Annotated in this window: 17 protein-coding genes and 1 pseudogene; 11 read left to right on the forward strand and 7 right to left on the reverse strand. The window is 48.9% G+C overall.

Going from position 1 to position 16423, the window contains the following annotated elements; translation table 11 throughout:
• The first annotated feature begins 27 nt into the window (after positions 1 to 27).
• From IE064_RS05365 to IE064_RS05375, 3 genes and pseudogenes are all read left to right on the forward strand, one after another.
• The gene (locus IE064_RS05365) at positions 28 to 909 is read left to right on the forward strand and encodes a LysR family transcriptional regulator (RefSeq protein ID WP_189616971.1); all 882 of its coding nucleotides are present in this window, start codon (positions 28 to 30) and stop codon (positions 907 to 909) included.
• An 82-nt stretch (positions 910 to 991) separates the two neighbouring features.
• A pseudogene (locus IE064_RS05370) lies at positions 992 to 1680 on the forward strand (IS5 family transposase); the annotation flags it as partial.
• Positions 1681 to 2505: 825 nt separating this feature from the next.
• Positions 2506 to 2919: a hypothetical protein gene (locus IE064_RS05375; protein ID WP_189616972.1), complete on the forward strand. Its 414-nt coding sequence runs from the start codon at positions 2506 to 2508 to the stop codon at positions 2917 to 2919.
• Between the two features lie 187 nt (positions 2920 to 3106).
• Here IE064_RS05375 and IE064_RS05380 read toward each other — a convergent pair whose 3' ends face one another.
• The 4 genes from IE064_RS05380 to IE064_RS05395 are packed head-to-tail and all read right to left on the reverse strand — an operon-like array spanning position 3107 to position 7532.
• On the reverse strand, positions 3107 to 4222 hold the full coding sequence (locus IE064_RS05380) for a response regulator (RefSeq protein WP_189616973.1): 1116 nt from the start codon (positions 4220 to 4222) through the stop codon (positions 3107 to 3109).
• Positions 4215 to 5312: an HDOD domain-containing protein gene (locus tag IE064_RS05385; protein ID WP_189616974.1), complete on the reverse strand. Its 1098-nt coding sequence runs from the start codon at positions 5310 to 5312 to the stop codon at positions 4215 to 4217. The genes IE064_RS05380 and IE064_RS05385 overlap by 8 nt, the downstream gene beginning before the upstream one ends.
• The gene (locus tag IE064_RS05390) at positions 5303 to 6430 is read right to left on the reverse strand and encodes a sensor histidine kinase (protein WP_229799863.1); all 1128 of its coding nucleotides are present in this window, start codon (positions 6428 to 6430) and stop codon (positions 5303 to 5305) included. The genes IE064_RS05385 and IE064_RS05390 overlap by 10 nt, the downstream gene beginning before the upstream one ends.
• On the reverse strand, positions 6408 to 7532 hold the full coding sequence (locus IE064_RS05395) for an FIST N-terminal domain-containing protein (RefSeq protein WP_189616975.1): 1125 nt from the start codon (positions 7530 to 7532) through the stop codon (positions 6408 to 6410). The genes IE064_RS05390 and IE064_RS05395 overlap by 23 nt, the downstream gene beginning before the upstream one ends.
• A gap of 418 nt (positions 7533 to 7950) precedes the next feature.
• Here IE064_RS05395 and IE064_RS05400 point away from each other — a divergent pair, with 418 nt between their 5' ends.
• The 3 genes from IE064_RS05400 to IE064_RS05410 all read left to right on the forward strand — a co-directional run bounded on the left by IE064_RS05400 (position 7951) and on the right by IE064_RS05410 (position 9567).
• Positions 7951 to 8118, forward strand: coding sequence for a hypothetical protein (locus IE064_RS05400; protein WP_189616976.1), 168 nt, complete (start codon positions 7951 to 7953; stop codon positions 8116 to 8118).
• 96 nt (positions 8119 to 8214) lie between these two features.
• Positions 8215 to 8649, forward strand: a complete 435-nt coding sequence (locus tag IE064_RS05405) for a hypothetical protein (protein WP_189616977.1) — start codon at positions 8215 to 8217, stop codon at positions 8647 to 8649.
• Positions 8650 to 9126: 477 nt separating this feature from the next.
• A complete protein-coding gene (locus IE064_RS05410) occupies positions 9127 to 9567 on the forward strand; it encodes a YybH family protein (protein ID WP_229799864.1) in 441 nt (146 codons plus the stop codon).
• 57 nt (positions 9568 to 9624) lie between these two features.
• Here IE064_RS05410 and IE064_RS05415 read toward each other — a convergent pair whose 3' ends face one another.
• Positions 9625 to 10554 (reverse strand): hypothetical protein, encoded by a 930-nt coding sequence (locus IE064_RS05415; protein WP_189616978.1) that lies wholly within the window; start codon positions 10552 to 10554, stop codon positions 9625 to 9627.
• 509 nt (positions 10555 to 11063) lie between these two features.
• On the opposite strand from IE064_RS05415, the gene IE064_RS05420 reads away from it, so the two are divergent.
• Positions 11064 to 11714: a class I SAM-dependent methyltransferase gene (locus tag IE064_RS05420; protein WP_229799865.1), complete on the forward strand. Its 651-nt coding sequence runs from the start codon at positions 11064 to 11066 to the stop codon at positions 11712 to 11714.
• On the opposite strand, the gene IE064_RS05425 is transcribed toward IE064_RS05420, so the two are convergent.
• Together IE064_RS05425 and IE064_RS05430 are read right to left on the reverse strand one after the other, a co-directional pair.
• Positions 11715 to 12047, reverse strand: coding sequence for a ribbon-helix-helix domain-containing protein (locus IE064_RS05425; RefSeq protein ID WP_229799866.1), 333 nt, complete (start codon positions 12045 to 12047; stop codon positions 11715 to 11717).
• Between the two features lie 12 nt (positions 12048 to 12059).
• Positions 12060 to 12620 (reverse strand): DJ-1/PfpI family protein, encoded by a 561-nt coding sequence (locus tag IE064_RS05430; protein WP_189616979.1) that lies wholly within the window; start codon positions 12618 to 12620, stop codon positions 12060 to 12062.
• Positions 12621 to 13101: 481 nt separating this feature from the next.
• Here IE064_RS05430 and IE064_RS05435 point away from each other — a divergent pair, with 481 nt between their 5' ends.
• From IE064_RS05435 to IE064_RS05450, 4 genes are all read left to right on the forward strand, one after another.
• A complete protein-coding gene (locus IE064_RS05435; RefSeq protein ID WP_189616980.1) occupies positions 13102 to 14034 on the forward strand; it encodes a DnaJ C-terminal domain-containing protein in 933 nt (310 codons plus the stop codon).
• Entirely contained in the window at positions 14031 to 14354 is a 324-nt protein-coding gene (locus IE064_RS05440; RefSeq protein ID WP_133039849.1) for a chaperone modulator CbpM, read from the forward strand. The genes IE064_RS05435 and IE064_RS05440 overlap by 4 nt, the downstream gene beginning before the upstream one ends.
• Entirely contained in the window at positions 14347 to 15255 is a 909-nt protein-coding gene (locus tag IE064_RS05445) for a zinc metalloprotease HtpX (protein ID WP_189616981.1), read from the forward strand. Before IE064_RS05440 ends, IE064_RS05445 begins: the two co-directional genes overlap by 8 nt.
• A 160-nt stretch (positions 15256 to 15415) precedes the next feature.
• Complete coding sequence (locus tag IE064_RS05450; protein ID WP_189616982.1) at positions 15416 to 16402, forward strand: DUF4382 domain-containing protein; 987 nt, start codon at positions 15416 to 15418, stop codon at positions 16400 to 16402.
• Positions 16403 to 16423 lie beyond the last annotated feature (21 nt).

Genomic DNA, 16423 nt, shown 5'->3' on the forward strand with positions numbered 1-16423 from the left:
TAAATAAAATACATAAAGAAATTTTATATGTTTAAGACCAGCATTGAACAATGGCAACTGTTTGCAGCCGTGATTGAACATGGCAGTATCGCCAGTGCCGCTGAGCATCATCACCGCAGTCAACCGGCGGTGAGTTATCAGCTCAACCAGCTACAGCAGCGCTTGGGGGTGGAGTTGTTGCAACTACAGGGGCGTCGCTTGGTATTGACCGAGGCGGGCTCGGCCTTATTGGCACAGGCGCAACTATTGCTCAACGGTTTTCATGATTTGGAACTGCGCGCTGACGCGATTCATGCCGGACGGCGAGCAGTGGTTAATTTGGTGGTGGATAGCATGTTTCCACAAGCGTGGTTATTTGCGGGGCTGAAGGCGTTTCATCAGCAATATAAGCAGACCCAAGTACATGTGAAGGAATCGGTCAAAGATGAAGGGATCTTGCAGCTACAGCAGCAAGCGGGCGATTTGTATTTGATCAGCTTGCCGCCAACCAGTGCGTTAGAAAAGCAGTTCGTGATGGATGTGCAGTTTATTTGTGTGGCACATAGTCAGCATCCGCTGTTGCAGGTCACGCAGGAACTGCGCCGCTCGCAGTTGGCTAGCTATCCGATGATCCAAGTGGTGGATAAGCAGAGTCAGCAGCTCAGCCATCAGTATCCGGCAGCACAGGAATCTTGGTACTTCACTTCGATTGATGCCGCGATTGGAGCTGTGGTAAATCAATTGGGTTTTGGCTGGTTGCCGCAGCAGCAAGTGGCACCCTTATTGGCAGATGGTACGTTAGCGAGCATTGGGATGAACAGCCGCTCAACCCCACTGTATTTTGTGCGCGATGACAGCAGTCGCCATGATCCGACCGTGCAAGCCTTGAGCGAGGCGCTGCAACAGCAGATTGATAGTCACTTGCACTAACTAGGGAAGGTAATAAGTCCCAGATGTGAGCTCATGTACTCATCCAGTTTGCCAAGGAATCGGTCAGATCATGGAACACTAACTCACATTTGCCGATAGTGAATTTTCCAGTAAAAAGGCCGTTAGACGCGTAAAGAAATCTTCCCATCGCGGATGGATGCGAGCCTTCCTTGGGCAAAACTCCTTACTGTTATCGAACTTGTTTACCCTAAAGCGGGTAATGACCGCCGTCCTTACCCATTGGCACCATGTTGCGTATCCACTGCCTGCAGCGCAGGTACAACCTAAGCGATGGTGCCATGGAAGATGCCCTCTATGAAATTGCATCAATGCGCTTGTTTGCACATCTATCCTTAGATAGCGCCATGCCAGACCGCACGACCATCATGAATTTTCACCATCTGTTAGAGCAACATAAGCTGGCCCGTGAGATATTCAGCCCCATTTACCAATGGCTCAGCGAATGCAGTGTCATGATGTTGCAAGGCACTTTAATGGATACAACCATTATTAAAGTACCAAGCTCGACCCAAAATAAGCAAAACCAACGTGACAGCGATATGTGCCAAACTCAAAAAGGCAATAAGTGACACTTTGGGATAAAAGCCCACATTGGCGTTGATGCCAAAAGCGGCTTAACCCATAGCTTGGTGATCAACTCCGCGAATGCACATGATTTAAGTCAGTTGGACAACTTACAGCAGAGTGAAGCGCCAGTTCGGCTATGTAAAAGCCAGCTATAAAGGCTTGGTGAAAAACGATTCTTTGTCGAAATGAGCTCGTAGTCTGAATCGCCACTACTTCACTAGACGACTTTTAGCCTCATTAAAATACTGACGTCTATGCCGTAATAAATTGATTAATAGCTGGATGAGTGGTTCGACCTTGATAAACAGTCATGATAAGGGTTTTGAAAAGCGGATTTTTCAGGCAATCGCGAATTCAACACAAGTGTTTTCGCCAATAGCGCAAGAATGGCTGTCAATTCTAGTGTCACTAAGGTGCTTACCTGCAACTAAAATCTATGCGTCAGCAGGCAATCGCTTCCTCTTTCGGTACTGTCAAGGTCATTGCTTAGAAGGTAGCGAGGCTGTGAGGCATTGCCCTTTTCGGTCATTGATATCACGGTATTTTTGCCTGCTATCCGGCAGATATTGCAGCACGAAGGTTGAGCAATATGCTTTAGCTTTTGTGGCGCGAGTGATTTAGCGAAGGGGATATGTTGCGTGTGCTGAGCTCCTCTCTCAATTTCAGACGATTTCATATCGTGTTCACATATTTTTAATAAGTCATCACTGGTGGCTATTAGTCCTTAGTCTATAGGTGATATGCCTCGCGGATTGCCAGGGCATAACCGAGTTCACTACCCAGGCACAATTGTGGAAGTTGTGGTGTATTTTCGGAAGTATTGCTGTGTTGTAGACATTGGTTTCGGCTGTATCGCGTACACGCTTGAAGGGCGTGACTTAGCACAAGCCTGATATTTGCTGACATGCTTGTTGCCGCCGTCGTTTATGCCTGTGGGCACAAATGTACTTATTTGACGGCAATGTCTCACGTTATTAGCGGGCTTTGCTGCTGATTCCAGGAGGGTATATGGCATTAGGTAAAATTTGGGTTGCTCTTTCATCATTAACGGTAGTGCTGTTAGTGGCTGGATGTGATGATACCGTGCAGACCCAAAGCAAGTTTTCCGCCACTGAAATCTGTAAAGCTACGATGGCGACAGCGTTACAGCATGATCTTTCTACCATTAGTCTGGTGGATAAAAACGGTAAGTTGGTTTACGTGTCTTACACCGATCCCACTGATTCATCGCAAAGTATCTATCGCTGTCGGCTCGATGGTGACCATGTATTGTGGGCACCAACCAAGGGGCAGTGGCAAAACCAAGCAGCAGGGCAAATCTCCTATATTGCTAACTATAATCAGCTCACTATTACCGAGACGAATGCCAACGGCCAAAAGCATAGCAATCAATATAAATTGTCAGAGTTAAAAAGTTCCTAGGTAAAGTGGGTAATTGTCAGGCGTAAGTCGGATGCACTTACGCCTTTTCCATTACTCGCATCCGTATTGGTGCAAAGGGCCATAGGCGCTGCGGTATCTATTTGCCATACAAAGATGATAACATTTCCTTTGTGAGTGGCGGTTTATCATAGTGATAACACTATAAAAATTGGCAATATTCAGTGGTTTAGCGTACCCGAATAGGTTCTTTGATGGCGTTGGCCGCAAGCAAGCGTTGCAGCGCCGAGATAGCGGTGTCAGTGAGTTCATGTCCCTTAGTGAGCACCATTAAGCCTTTGGTTGTACGGATGTCTTCATCTAACACCCAGCCCGGCGTTAACTCTCGAATATACACATTGCGGACATTGGTCACGTTAACGCGAAAGTCCGCCAAGGCTTTAATAATGTATTCTGGCAACGCCGGCCGCACCGTGCGCAGGATTTCTGCTGGACGGTCGACATTTAGACGCCCCAGCGTTGCGTGACGTTCCAATTCGAGGGCAGCTCGTAACAAGTGCGCGCCACGGCAGACTTCAATGGGAGCATCAGTTGCAGCTTCCTTGGCTTGGTGGCGAATGATTTCGGCTACCAGCTCAAGACGAGGAATGCATTTTACTAAACGGCTCGCAACATCGGGATGTTCCTGTAGCAGTCTCTGCTCATCTTCAGAGAGTTTGCGCTGAGCGGCATCCGCCTGGACTATCTCCGCTGGAATGCCAACACAGCCAATTTGGCTTAACGCGGCGGCAATAGTGTAAAGCCAACCATCGGGCCAATTCAGTTTGACCAACGCGTGGCGGACACACGACTGCGCGAAAGCTGAACGTTGGAAAGCCCAAGGGGCCACCATGGCAAGCACTTCCGTTAATGTTTTAACCGAGGCTGCAAGCGTGGTGGCGAGCAACTCCTTTTCGGCACGAACAAGGCGATATTGTCTGACGGCATCGTTGATAGACGCAACCAGCGCCTCTTTGGAACAAGGTTTACAAAGGTAGCGGAAGATGGCGCCTTTGTTGATGGCCGCAATGGAAGACTCCACATCGGCTTGCCCAGTTAGTAGGATCCGCACGCTGTCCGGGGAGACTTCACGTGCTTTTGACAGAAACGTGGCACCATCCATGTTTGGCATGCGCATATCGGAAATGATCACTGCAAAACGCTCGCCTTGGTGAATTGCTTGGAGGCCGGCTTCACCGCTGTTCGCTACCTCCACGTCAAATTCATCGAATAAGTTTCGCTCCATAGCGGCTAATACGTTGGGCTCATCATCTACGCAAAGCACGCGAGGTAAGGTTTCACTCATTCAGCATTTCCTGTGTCTGGGCCACCATTTTCTGCCATAAGGGCAGGTGGTTTAGCACACCAGTTTGTTCTAGGTAGTCAAGATCGGGGACACTGTTGTTGGCAAGACAAACCGCCACATGCACGACACCTATTACCCCGAAGGCTTTTTCTCCCGATTGCGCGGGCTGTACGTGATGTGCCACCGCTTCCACAATATCCATAGGTAGCCCCCATAAGGCCAGCAGATATGCTCCTACGGCTGCGTGAATGGGAATGTTTCCAAGAGTTGTGGCGGGTTCATAAGTGGGCTTTCTCAGTTCTGGGAGTAACAATGCAATGCGGGCAAGCAGGGCTGCAGTGGCTTCGACGCCTTGGCGGCTAGAAATATGTGCCGCTAGGTTGGATGCGAGCAGCGCGCTCTGTTGCAATTGTTCCACATAGGGGACACTCTGGGCATCGGCAAACACCTGAGAAGCCAAGACCAGTAACTTTACCTGATCCAGCCCCAATTGGGTGATGGCATTGCCGATGTCATGAATGTGGTGGCCTCTGGAGAAATAGGCGGAATTAGCAAGCTGCATGATCTTGACGCTTAAGGCTGGGTCACTGCCCAGCAGTTCTGCGATATGGCGGATCTCGCTGTTAGGGTCGGCCAGAAGACGACTTATTTCAGTGAACACTTTGGGAGCCGCAGGCAATTGGCTAATGCGGCCAACGGCGTCAACCACCGCTGGATCTTTAAACATGTTTCGTAAATCTAAAGCACTGCCCACCATCTTCAGCAGCGCTTTACTGTCATAGGGTTTAGAAACAAATCGATGGGCTACATCCAACATCCGCAAGGTTGCATCGGGTTCAGAATAACCGGACAGAATGATCCGTATGGTGCCAGGCCAGCGTTTACGTACCTCGCTGAGCAATTCAGCACCATCCATGAATGGCATTCTCATGTCAGACACCACTACGTCAGCAGGCACTTCCTCCAGCATCGCAAGGGCTTCTTGACCGCTATTTGCGAAGCGGTATTCCCATTTGTTGTCTTGTAAGATCAAGGCTCGTTCAATACCGGATAGCACCCGACTTTCGTCATCGACAAACATCACTTGCATGCGGAGTTTTCCTCTTTATGGCAGTGAATAGGCAGTTGCATAATAAATGTTGTACCGACCCCTTCTTCGGACTCGCAACGGATCTGCCCATTATGTTTGTCTACCACGGTGGAATAGACAATGGCGAGACCTTGCCCTGTACCTTTACCTACGGCTTTGGTCGTGAAGAAAGGATCGAAAATACGGCCGCGGATCCCCGCCGGTATACCGCTGCCATCGTCTTTGACGCGGATCTCTATATACTCGCCTTTGCGCACCGCTGATACGAGGATGTGGCCTTTTTCTCTGACCCCCTCTTGGATGGTGTCGGCGATGGCGTGGGCAGCATTTACCACGAGATTGAGTATCGCTTGCGCTATCATATCGCGCAGGCACGGCAGTTGCGGCAAGTCGTCTTCAAAGTCGGTATCAAGCTCTGCCACGTATTTCCATTCATTGCGCGCAACGGTTATCGTGGTGTTGATAACTTCGCTGACATTGATAAATTCCTTCTCGCCCTTGGATGGATGGGAAAATTCCTTCATGGCGGAAACGATTTTAGCAATGCGAGTGAGCCCCTCCAGTGATTCGTCGATGGCGCTGGGGATCTGGCTACGCAAAAATGCCAATTTAGTGTGCTTGAGCTCCGCATCGAACTGCGCCACGGCAGGCTCATCCGCCATTTTTTCCCGTGCAACCTCGGCCAGCTTCAGCGCTGAGTCCAAAAGATTTAACAGCGAAACTGTGGCGGTTTTAACGAAACCGACATTGTCGGACACATATTGGGTCGGTGTGTTAATTTCGTGCGCAATGCCTGCCGCGAGTTGGCCTATCGACTCCATTTTTTGAGCCTGCAGCAACTGAGCTTGGGTGAGGCGCAATTCGGTCAGGGCTTTTTCTAACGCATGTCGTTCATTCTCTAACTCAAGTGTCTTGCGAGCGACTACTTTCTCCAGACCCACGTTCTGTTCCAGAATAGCAAAGGGGGTGGCGTGACTGTGCATAGCCTCTCGTGCAATACGACGTTTGAGCACATCGATGGTCTTATCGCGTGCTGCGAGTTTGCGCTCGTAATAAGCGGTTAAGTCATCCATCGCCACTGCGGGAGTGCTATTTTCAAGCAAGATGTTTCCCTCCAATGGCAATTCCGGTGAATGTTTGGTTTACGTGCAAGCCGTTGTACTGTTCGCCGTAGGTGGAAAAACCCACCACTCGGTTCTGCACCATTATGTTACCAATCTGCTGCTCTAGCCCTTCCTGCTCAAACTGAAGCCGCCGTAAGATACAATCGCAGCCAATAATCACTGAAGGCTCTGGAATTGTCTCGTGAACCTTATCGAAGGCTTGTTTTAAGGTGCGCGCAGGATCTTTTGCTTTGCCGATGGCGACAATCAGACCTTCTTCTATGGCGCAATAGCATGTGAGGGACAGATCTTCGTTCCATTTTTGTATGGAACGGACATAGGGCTCGTCGCCGAAGGAAAGCACCAACGGGTTGCGGGAAAAAACGGTAGGGGTTAATTCCTGCACGGTCAGCCCCAAGGCTTCCGCATAAACCTGCGCAGCGGGCTCACCGTTTATCTCGATGATAAGTCGCTTCTCGGCATCGGCCTCGGTGATGACGAGCTCTACTTCGCCTGCTTCAAAATGCTGAACCTTGAACGAGGCGATGGGCGCATTGGTTTCGACAACGGCAAATACTGCCGCATCGGAAATAAATTTCCCATTGCCATCATAAACATAGGTTCTCTCGAATCGCAGATCATCGCCAGCGGAGCCGCCAATAATAGGTACATTACCTATCTGTTGGTAGAGGTTCGCAACAAGGCGCTCTTCTGCCATTGAGAGACCATCAACTAGCAGTAGGCTAAAACGCTGCAGATTGGGTCTGGTAGCACTATCACAACGAATGGTTTCAGCGATTTCAGCCACCACCTCGGCGTATTCCGCCAAAGGTTGGATCATGAACGGCCGGGTGTGGAAGTCTGGACCCAAGCCAATACCGACTAATCCCGAATGTTGGAAGCCTTCGCTGCCAATCTGACCAGATGAAGTGCAACCTATACAGGCGCAGTTGAAGGTATTTTTCAGCTCCTGCCCCAGTATTTCTAAGTTGTAGTCTGGGGAGCAGAAAAAAATAACAGTATTGATGCCTTCGGTGCCTATTTGACGAGCAAATTCGGCAACGGCCGCGACCGGATCTGTTGACTCACTACTTGCATAATGGGGGTGAAAATTCACGACGTGTTCTTCCTTTTTTCAGTAGAAATCTTTGAGCGCGATCGTGCTAGGTCAACGTCGGTTATGGGCTCAACGCCGTGGCACACATTCTTAAAAAAGACTAGGCGTATGTGGCTCAAATGGCAAATAAAGCGTCTATGAAACAAGCTAACAGGGCTGGCTATGGCTGTTGTGTGACGGGAAATCAATAAATGAGTTTTTGTTGATTAATGGGATTGAAGAGAAAAGCTTTTAACAACTGATATCAAGGCATGATGAATTCATTTGAAATATTGGCTTATTTCGTTGCAATTCATATTACCCAGAAAATGAAATAGATAATCACTATCATTAATATCTAAGTGAGAATACTATTTATGCCGTTATACCTCTCCGCGTCTAACCCCCCATTTTGTCCCGTCGTTTTGCTAGCAGTGCGATGACGGCAGCGATGCTCAATGTGCTATCAGGTACTGCGATGGCAGCAGATTCGCCGGAGATAAAAGCCGATAAGAAAATGGCAGTTGTTGAAGTCTCCGATGACTGGATCCGTAGCGGAACATTAACAAAAAGACATGTTTCTCTGATTTATTTTTGCGGCAGATGAGCAGAGACTAAAAATTCAACAATCACGCTGCAGTGAGGTTGCTAGAGGCTATTGGTCAACATGATGCGCTTCATTGCCGTATTTTATGGAGGAGTTATGTTCACCCGCGCAACTTTAATCGGGCTGTCACCGCTACTACTGGTGAGTATGTTAGCAGGCTGCAGCAACGATAAAGGCCCATTTACCGATGCTGAGATCTGTCGTGCTTCTGTGGCAACTGCATTGGATAAAAACCCATCGATTTTTAGTGTGGATGACGTTAACGGCAAGCTGGTTTATGTTTCTTATCATGAGCAAGATAGTTGGAAGCACGATATTTACCGCTGCAAAATTGAAGGTGCCCAGACGATCTGGGCAACCGCAAAAGGCCCGTGGAAGACCCGTGATACTGATGATCAGCTTACCTTTGTTATCAACGACGATAAGTTGACTGTTGTGGATACTGACGCTGCAGGTAAGCAAAGTAAAAAGCGCTATAAGTTTGCCCAGTTGAAAGTTGATACGCCCAACAAGAGCAGTATTACCAGCTGAGTATTGCACTAGCACATTGCTTTTCTTGTCTTGCCACGATGCAGTGGTAACACAACGGCAAGTGGGTTTGTATTTCACAACTCTTTCACTTGCTTGCTCTTTTTGTGATGAGTGTGAGTGACTGAGACTCGACAAAAATTATCGTCCTAGGCACAAACCGCCGACAAATGGCCGTTGTGTCTGATTAGTTATACCACTCAAACGGGCAGCTTGAGTGCAACTATTGCGTTTGAACGGCGAGCGCATTCGCTGCGGTTTACCGACAAAAAAGTCACGGTTTCTCATGAGACATTTTGGTTACCACTGCAACGTCATAACGAATAAGTCCCAAAGTATCTGTAGACGCGTGGTTGTCTAGCTTACTGATGCCAGAGGTGGTGCTCACTTAAGTTTCAGAATGTGACTTTTTTAAATAAACCATCAGGCAAAAGCCGTTAGATTAGCTAGCACACTGGTTGATGATGACAAGGCGTCGATATGAAATCTTGGTTAACAGGCTGCCTGCTTTTTTGGGCAACGCTAAGTCCAGCAATGGCGGCGACAGTTACGCCGGAAGCGACCATAATCGCCTATGAACAAGCGGCTCTGGCTTTATGGGAAAGTGGTGATCCATCTGGATTCCTGCAACTGGCGGCTGACGATGTGGTGTACTTTGATCCCTTTTTATCGCAGCGGCTAGATGGTAAAGCGGCGCTGACCACTTACTATGAAAAGCTGTGCGGCAAAATTCATGCTGATCATTATCAGATGCTCAATCCCAAAGTGCAGTTGCTTGGCACTGCCGCCGTGCTGACTTTTAACTTCATCTCAACCAATGCCAAAGGTAGCCATTATTGGAACTGTACTGAAGTTTATCGACAAACAGCCAGTGGCTGGCAGATCATTCAGACACACTGGTCGTTTGCCAAAGCGCCGTAGTAATCGGCTATGGCTCGAGGCGGTACCCGTCAATCAATACTGATGACAGTTTAGGTATCACTTCTTCACTGGCTTGAGTTGGCAATGGCTGCTTGCTAAGTTCGTTTGCTCTAAAGGTGAGAAATACTTGGCTCGTATTTTGGGAAACATTACATCGGCGAGAGACTTTAAGCGTTGATTATTAATCTGTGTTCTTTTATAAATAGGGATCTTAATTGGATCGAAACTAGATAGTAAGGATAATTCTTCGGTAATATTATAATTTCTTAAAAGAACCTCAGTCATATGTTTGCGAATTAATTCATTCCACTGTGATTTATTACCCCAATAATGTAAAACATACTTATCTGCAAATTTGCAGTCTAATTTTGTTTGGGCGACAGCAGAAATAGCCAATTGTTCTACAACTCCTTTTTTTTGCAAGTTGCGACACATTTGATCGCATGCAGTAATGGCCTGATGCAAGATGTCGTTGGCCTGTGATGCGGGAAGCCCAACGACGCCTGAATTATACATATAAGTTTTGTCGTTAATTTCAATGTTGGCGAATTTTTTATATTTTAAAGGCGACCAAAGTGAATTATCACGGTTTTTTGCCAGTAAACCTTCATTACAGTGAAAAATAGCATGTCCTTGTCGCAGTGCTGTAATTAATGTATCAGGTGCGGCGTAATGGAAAGTATCCGAATCAAAGAACAGAATATCTGTATCGGGGGATACCTCTGTTAATAGTTTTAATGCTTTTAGTTTAATCCGGAAATGATAGTCATATTGACCACTCCAGTCGGTAATGTTCTGTGAGGTCATAACAGTAATATGACAATATTCCGAAAGTCTAACAAAATATTCTGGGCTATCCGTTAAAATATGAATATCAAATTTTCGGGTGTCATATTTTAGTAAAGATAAAATTGAAAAGTATAATTGTTGACATATTTCAAGTTTCTTTCCATATGCAACATAGCAGATACTAACTTTGTTGTTCACAAAAATCTCCATATAAAACAATCAAATCCATGTATAATTGCTAATCTTCCATCATAAGAAAATGGTGGGTCTGTGTTCTCCCCCATTTTTATGTATGTCTGAATATCTCGTTGCACGATATTATTGACAACAAATCTTAGCGAATGCTTACCCTCAGAACTTTTCTAGGGTCACAGTTGTAGTGGTATAACAACCGCACGATTGTGAGGTTGCCACCCTTGGGTTTGGCCGTTAGCATACTTAACGAATTGTGGGTTATCAAGACGTTATCTGCCTGAGTTCAAAATCATGGCGTGCATACATGTCGCTTATTAAAGGTAAATATTTGCTGGTGGCAGCACGGTAGAGGCTTTATCGCCAGTAATTCTGCCGTGAGTAAGGTAATGGCTATTGGGTCATTGCTGTCGTGTTTTTTGTAGCAACATTGGTGGTAACTCACTGTATTGCTTTGGCGTTTATCAGATGATCGGATCAAAGATAACCGCGAACAATGATAATCGAGGTGGTAGTTGGACGATATTCTAAATGCGCAGCGGCAACACTGGGACAATAGTTTTGGCCGCAACAGCGATATGTTTGGCGGTGCCGCTAGCGCACCGGCACAGTGGGCGGCGGTACGCTTGCAGCATGAAGGGAAGTCGCAGTTGCTGGAACTGGGCGCAGGTCAGGGGCGTGATACTTTGTTTTTTGCCGCTAATGGCTTTGCTGTCAGTGTGCTGGATTACTCTGCCAGTGGTGTCGCAGCCATCAATGCCAAGGCTGAGCAAAATGGGTTGGCGTCACGGATTAACCTGACATGTCATGATGTACGCCTGCCATTACCGTTAGACGATAATAGTGTCGATGCATGTTTTTCGCATATGCTGTTTTGTATGGCACTGACAACGGCGGAGCTGCAACAGTTATCCCGTGAAGTCTTGCGGGTGCTGCGTCCAGGCGGTTTGCACATTTATACCGTGCGTCACACCGGAGATGCGGATTATGGAAAAGGCATCCATCGCGGTGATGATATGTATGAAAACAATGGTTTTATTGTGCACTTCTTCAGTCGCGACAAGGTCGCGCTGCTGGCGCAGGGATACCAGGCAGCGGCAGTAGAGGAGTTTACTGAAGGACGTTTGCCGCGGCGTTTGTTTAGGGTGACGCAACGTAAAACCTGATCATAGCGTTAACCGTTTGCCACCATTGAGATACGTGGTGCAAGCAACACGCAACAGTGACGTGAAATTCCCAACGTCACCGCGTTTCAGTAGTACTTCCCGGTGGATGCGGGTGAGAAATTCTGCCACCGAAATGCTGGCGTCTTTGGCAATATCTTCAATCACTTTCCAAAATACTGCTTCGAGGCGAATGCTCGTGACCACGCCATCAATCCGCACTGAGCGGGATTGCAGTTCAAACAGTTCGGCTTCTGTGCCGGAATAGATTTCACACATATTGCGCCCCCAAACTGGCCGGAAGCTCCAGCCTAATCTGGGGGCGGCAAATGTCATTACCCCTTTAGTCTAAGCTAGCAGTTTGTTGAACTGCGCTAGCCAAGCGGGATGCGCAGGCCAGGCTGGCGCGGTCACAAATAAACCGTCAGTAACGGCCTGATCGACTTCGATGTTGGCATATTCGGCACCAGCTAATGCCACTTCTGGCGCACAGGCGGGATAGGCGGAGATTTTCTTGTCTTTAATGACCTTGGCGGCCGCCAATAATTGCGCGCCGTGACAGATGGCGGCAATCGGTTTCTGATCCTGGGCAAATGCTTGCACCAGCGCGATGACTTGTGGATTGAGCCGCAGATATTCAGGTGCACGACCGCCTGGCAGCAATAGTGCATCAAAATTATCGGCGTTAGTGCCAGCAAAATCGGCATTCAGTGCAAACAGGTGGCCCGGTTTCTCCGTATAGGTCTGGTCGCCTTCAAAATCATGGATAGCCGTTTTTATCTTGTCGCCGGCTGATTTCTCGGGACAGACCACACTCACCTGATGGCCCACCATGCCAAGTGCCTGAAATGGCACCATAAGTTCATAGTCTTCTACAAAATCACCGGCAATAATTAATACCTTAGCCATGTCGTTCTCTCCTTGTCGTTACGATTGCATCAACTTACCAAGTTCTATGGCATCCGTGGTAGTAAGAGGTTACTACAGATATTTTACCTTGGGTGACATTTTGTCCTGCGACTTTGCTCTGGCTGTAGCCATCTAAAATAAGTCTCAGTGGATATGTCACCAGCAAACCACATTGGCGGCAGATGTATTAGTCGGTGGCGGCGCACGCTCTGGCGTTCCATCGTTCCCAACAAAGAGTTGATGCAGGGTATTTGCTGGCTTTATCGCTGTTATTACCTGGCGATGGCGACTTGCGGGGCGCGGAGCTTCCTAGTGGCGCTGGTCTTGAACTGGCAGCAGAAAGATACAGCAAAACTCGCTGACTTTTATCAGCAGCACCTTGAAAATGGCCAAATAATACCCAGATTTATAATGTTACAGCCAGTCTTCACAATGACTGAAGTTGACTGCATTTATTCACTTCAAACAGGCTTGGAGCATTATGGCGTTCAAAGATTATTATCAGATCCTGGGCGTCGCCCGTGACGCCACAGATAAAGACATCAAGCGGGCGTACCATCGCCTTGCCCGTAAATTTCACCCTGATGTCAGCAAGGAAACCGATGCAGAGTCGCGCTTCAAAGAGGTAAAAGAAGCCTACGACGTGTTGCACGATGCCCAGAAACGTGAGGCTTATGACCAATATGGCGCCGACTGGCAGGCTGCACAGCAGGCAGAAGCACAAGGTTTTCACCACTATCAGTATCAGGGCAATAATAGCGCAGGTGAGCAGCCGTTCGATTTTGATGATATTTTCCAGTCGATGTTTGGTGGCCGCGCGCGCACCCAAAGTGGCGGTCGTCATTCTCGGGCTCATTTTGATTTTCCTGGCGAGGATCTGCGAGCACGGATCCAGATCGATCTGGAAGACAGTTATCGTGGTACAACCCGTACTATTACTCTCGGCAGTGACAGCGGCGGTCAGGCTCGTACCCTGAACGTGCGTATTCCTCGCGGTGTCATGCCGGGGCAACACATCCGGCTGGCGGGGCAGGGCAATCCCGGCATGGGGAGCGGTGCTAATGGTGACCTGTTGCTGGAAGTTTCCTTCCGACCCCATCCGTTGTATCGAGTAGAAGGTCGCGATGTTTACCTGACTTTGCCGGTAGCGCCTTGGGAAGCTGCGTTGGGGGCAAGTGTTACTGTGCCATTACCGGAAGGCAGTATCGACTTGAAAATCCCGGCCAACTCGGCCAATGGTCGGCGCTTACGTTTGAAAGGCAAAGGGATCCCCGGCAAAGTGCCTGGTGACTTTTATGTGGAGTTGAGTGTGGTATTGCCAGCAGCCAATAGCACTGCGGCCAAACAGGCCTACAACACTTTCAAGGAGACATTGGATTTTGATCCTCGGGCAAATTGGGGGAGCAGGGCATGAGCAAGGAATTACTGACACTATATGCGGCTGAAGTATTGGATGAGCATTGTAAATTGACGCTGGCGCAGCTATGTCGCGCCAGCCATTTGGCCCCAGAACAGATTTTCGAACTGGTGGAATACGGTGTGGTTGAGCCTTATGGCAAGCGACCAACGCACTGGCGTTTTAGCGGTGTGGCGTTAACGCGGATCCATCGGGCACGCCGTCTAGAACAGGATTTAGGCTTAAATACCGCTGGGGCGGCATTGGCGCTGGATCTGCTAGATGAACTGCAGCAGTTGCGGGCGCGCATTCGGCGGTTGGAGGGCCAGGATGATTGATCCAGTACGCTGGCAGCAGCATTCACAACGTAATTTCTGGCATTCGGCGTTGCTGTTATTGGGAATGGCGGGATTTATAGCGCTGCTGGGCTGGTTATTGGCTGGCAGCGGCGGCTTATTGCTGTTGCTGTTTGGTGGCCTGCTGTTGTGGGGGCTTCGTCGTTCGATATCGCCGTTGACCGTGATGCGACTGTACCGCGCTCGTCCGTTAATGCCTCAGCAATTCCCAGCACTGTGGCAGCTGTTGCAGCAGTTGTCTCAACGTGCTGGATTAACGCAGGTGCCGCAACTTTTTCTGCTTCCTGGATCGTTACTGAATGCTTTTGCCATCGGTAGCCAGCAACGGCCGTTGATTGCCATTACTGAAGGTGCCTTGCAACAGCTTGACTGGCGTGAGTTAGCCGGCGTGTTAGCGCATGAGATCAGCCATATTCGTAGCAATGATCTGCAAGTGATGGCACTGGCGGATACATTGAGCCGTGGGACATCGCTGCTAGCAACCATGGGACAGCTATTACTGCTGCTCAATTTGCCACTGATTATGCTGGGGTTTGCCAGCATTAATTGGTGGGCAATCTTGTTACTACTGGTGGCGCCGACGCTTAGCGTGCTGGCGCAACTGGCGTTATCCCGTACTCGTGAGTACGATGCGGATTTGAATGCGGTGCAGCTGACCGGTGATGCCGATGGGCTCGCCAGTGCTCTGGTGCAAATTGAGCAGCAACAGCAAAACTGGTTGCAGCGGTTGTTGCTGCCAGAATCGGTAATGTCCTTGCCATCGGCGCTACGTACCCATCCGCAGACTCGCGAACGGATCTTACGTTTACAGGCACTCAAACAGCAGCCTTGGTTTCAGCAGCATGAAGTGCTATCACCTTTGTGGCACCGACCACGTGATTAACTGTTATCTAAACCGCGGCGGTTAGTGGTGACTCAATCAATCGTATTTTTCTAATTAAATGTGTAACAAATTTGATACAAATCAGATAAACGACATATTTATCGTGCAAGACTCTACCTTCACATCTGTGTTACGCAAAACGGCCTGTGGAGGATACAACATGAGTTATAGGCATTGGCTAACCATGTCAGCATGTGCATTACTGGCAGCTTGTGGTGGTAGCAGCAGCGATCCGGCCCCAACCCCGCAACCCACCGAAACCGGTAAATTATCATTGGCGGTCTCTGATGCGCCAATGAGCGGAGTTACTGCCGTTGGGCTACATCTACACGAATTGGTGATGACCGACGGCAATGGCGTGGAACACCGTTATTCATTAGGTGATATGACCATGAATTTGCTGGATTATCCTGGTAAACTCAGTCACACCGTGGTTGATAATATGGATGTGCCTGTCGGTAGCTACCATAACGTTTACATGACCGTGGTCCAGGGCGATGGCAACAATGGTTGTTATGTGGAAGATGGGCAGGGGCGTCATGCCTTGCAGGTACAAGACGGTCAATTACCACTGATGGACTTCAGCGTGGCGTCTGGTCAGCACTACGGTTACACCATGGAAGTGGATCTGTATCTGGGGCTGCAACACGACAACCAGTACGACTACAGCTTGAACCACGATGGCATGTGGGCGGTCAACAACATGTCAATGGGGCATTTGTTAGGTGAGATGGACCCGCAATGGGTGGCGCAATGCGAGGCCGACAATGCGGCTTTGGCACCCGTGGGCAGCGTATTTACTCATCTGGCATATCTTTACCCAGCAACTGTGACTAGCATGAGCCAGATGGCGGATGTGTCTGCAACCCCGGCAGCTGGCCGTACTGCGCCGATAGCGGTGGCACCGCTGCGCCAAGATGACCAGGGCAATTGGTACTTTGGCATGGGCTTTTTACCTGCTGGGACTTACCGGGTCGGTTATAGCTGTTTAGGCCATCTGGATGATCCACAAGTGGATGATACGACGAACGGCTCCTTTAGCATGTATGCTGATGCTGGCAGTGTCACCATCGATGCCGGAACGACTGGCGGTACCGAAACCGTCCATCGCTGTGGTATGGGCAATAGCGGGCATCACGGCGGATAACCTTTGCAGTTACGCTGGAAG

Origin of the sequence: Shewanella fodinae, from assembly GCF_014651955.1 — a bacterium.
Classification (GTDB): Bacteria; Pseudomonadota; Gammaproteobacteria; order Enterobacterales; family Shewanellaceae; genus Shewanella; species Shewanella fodinae.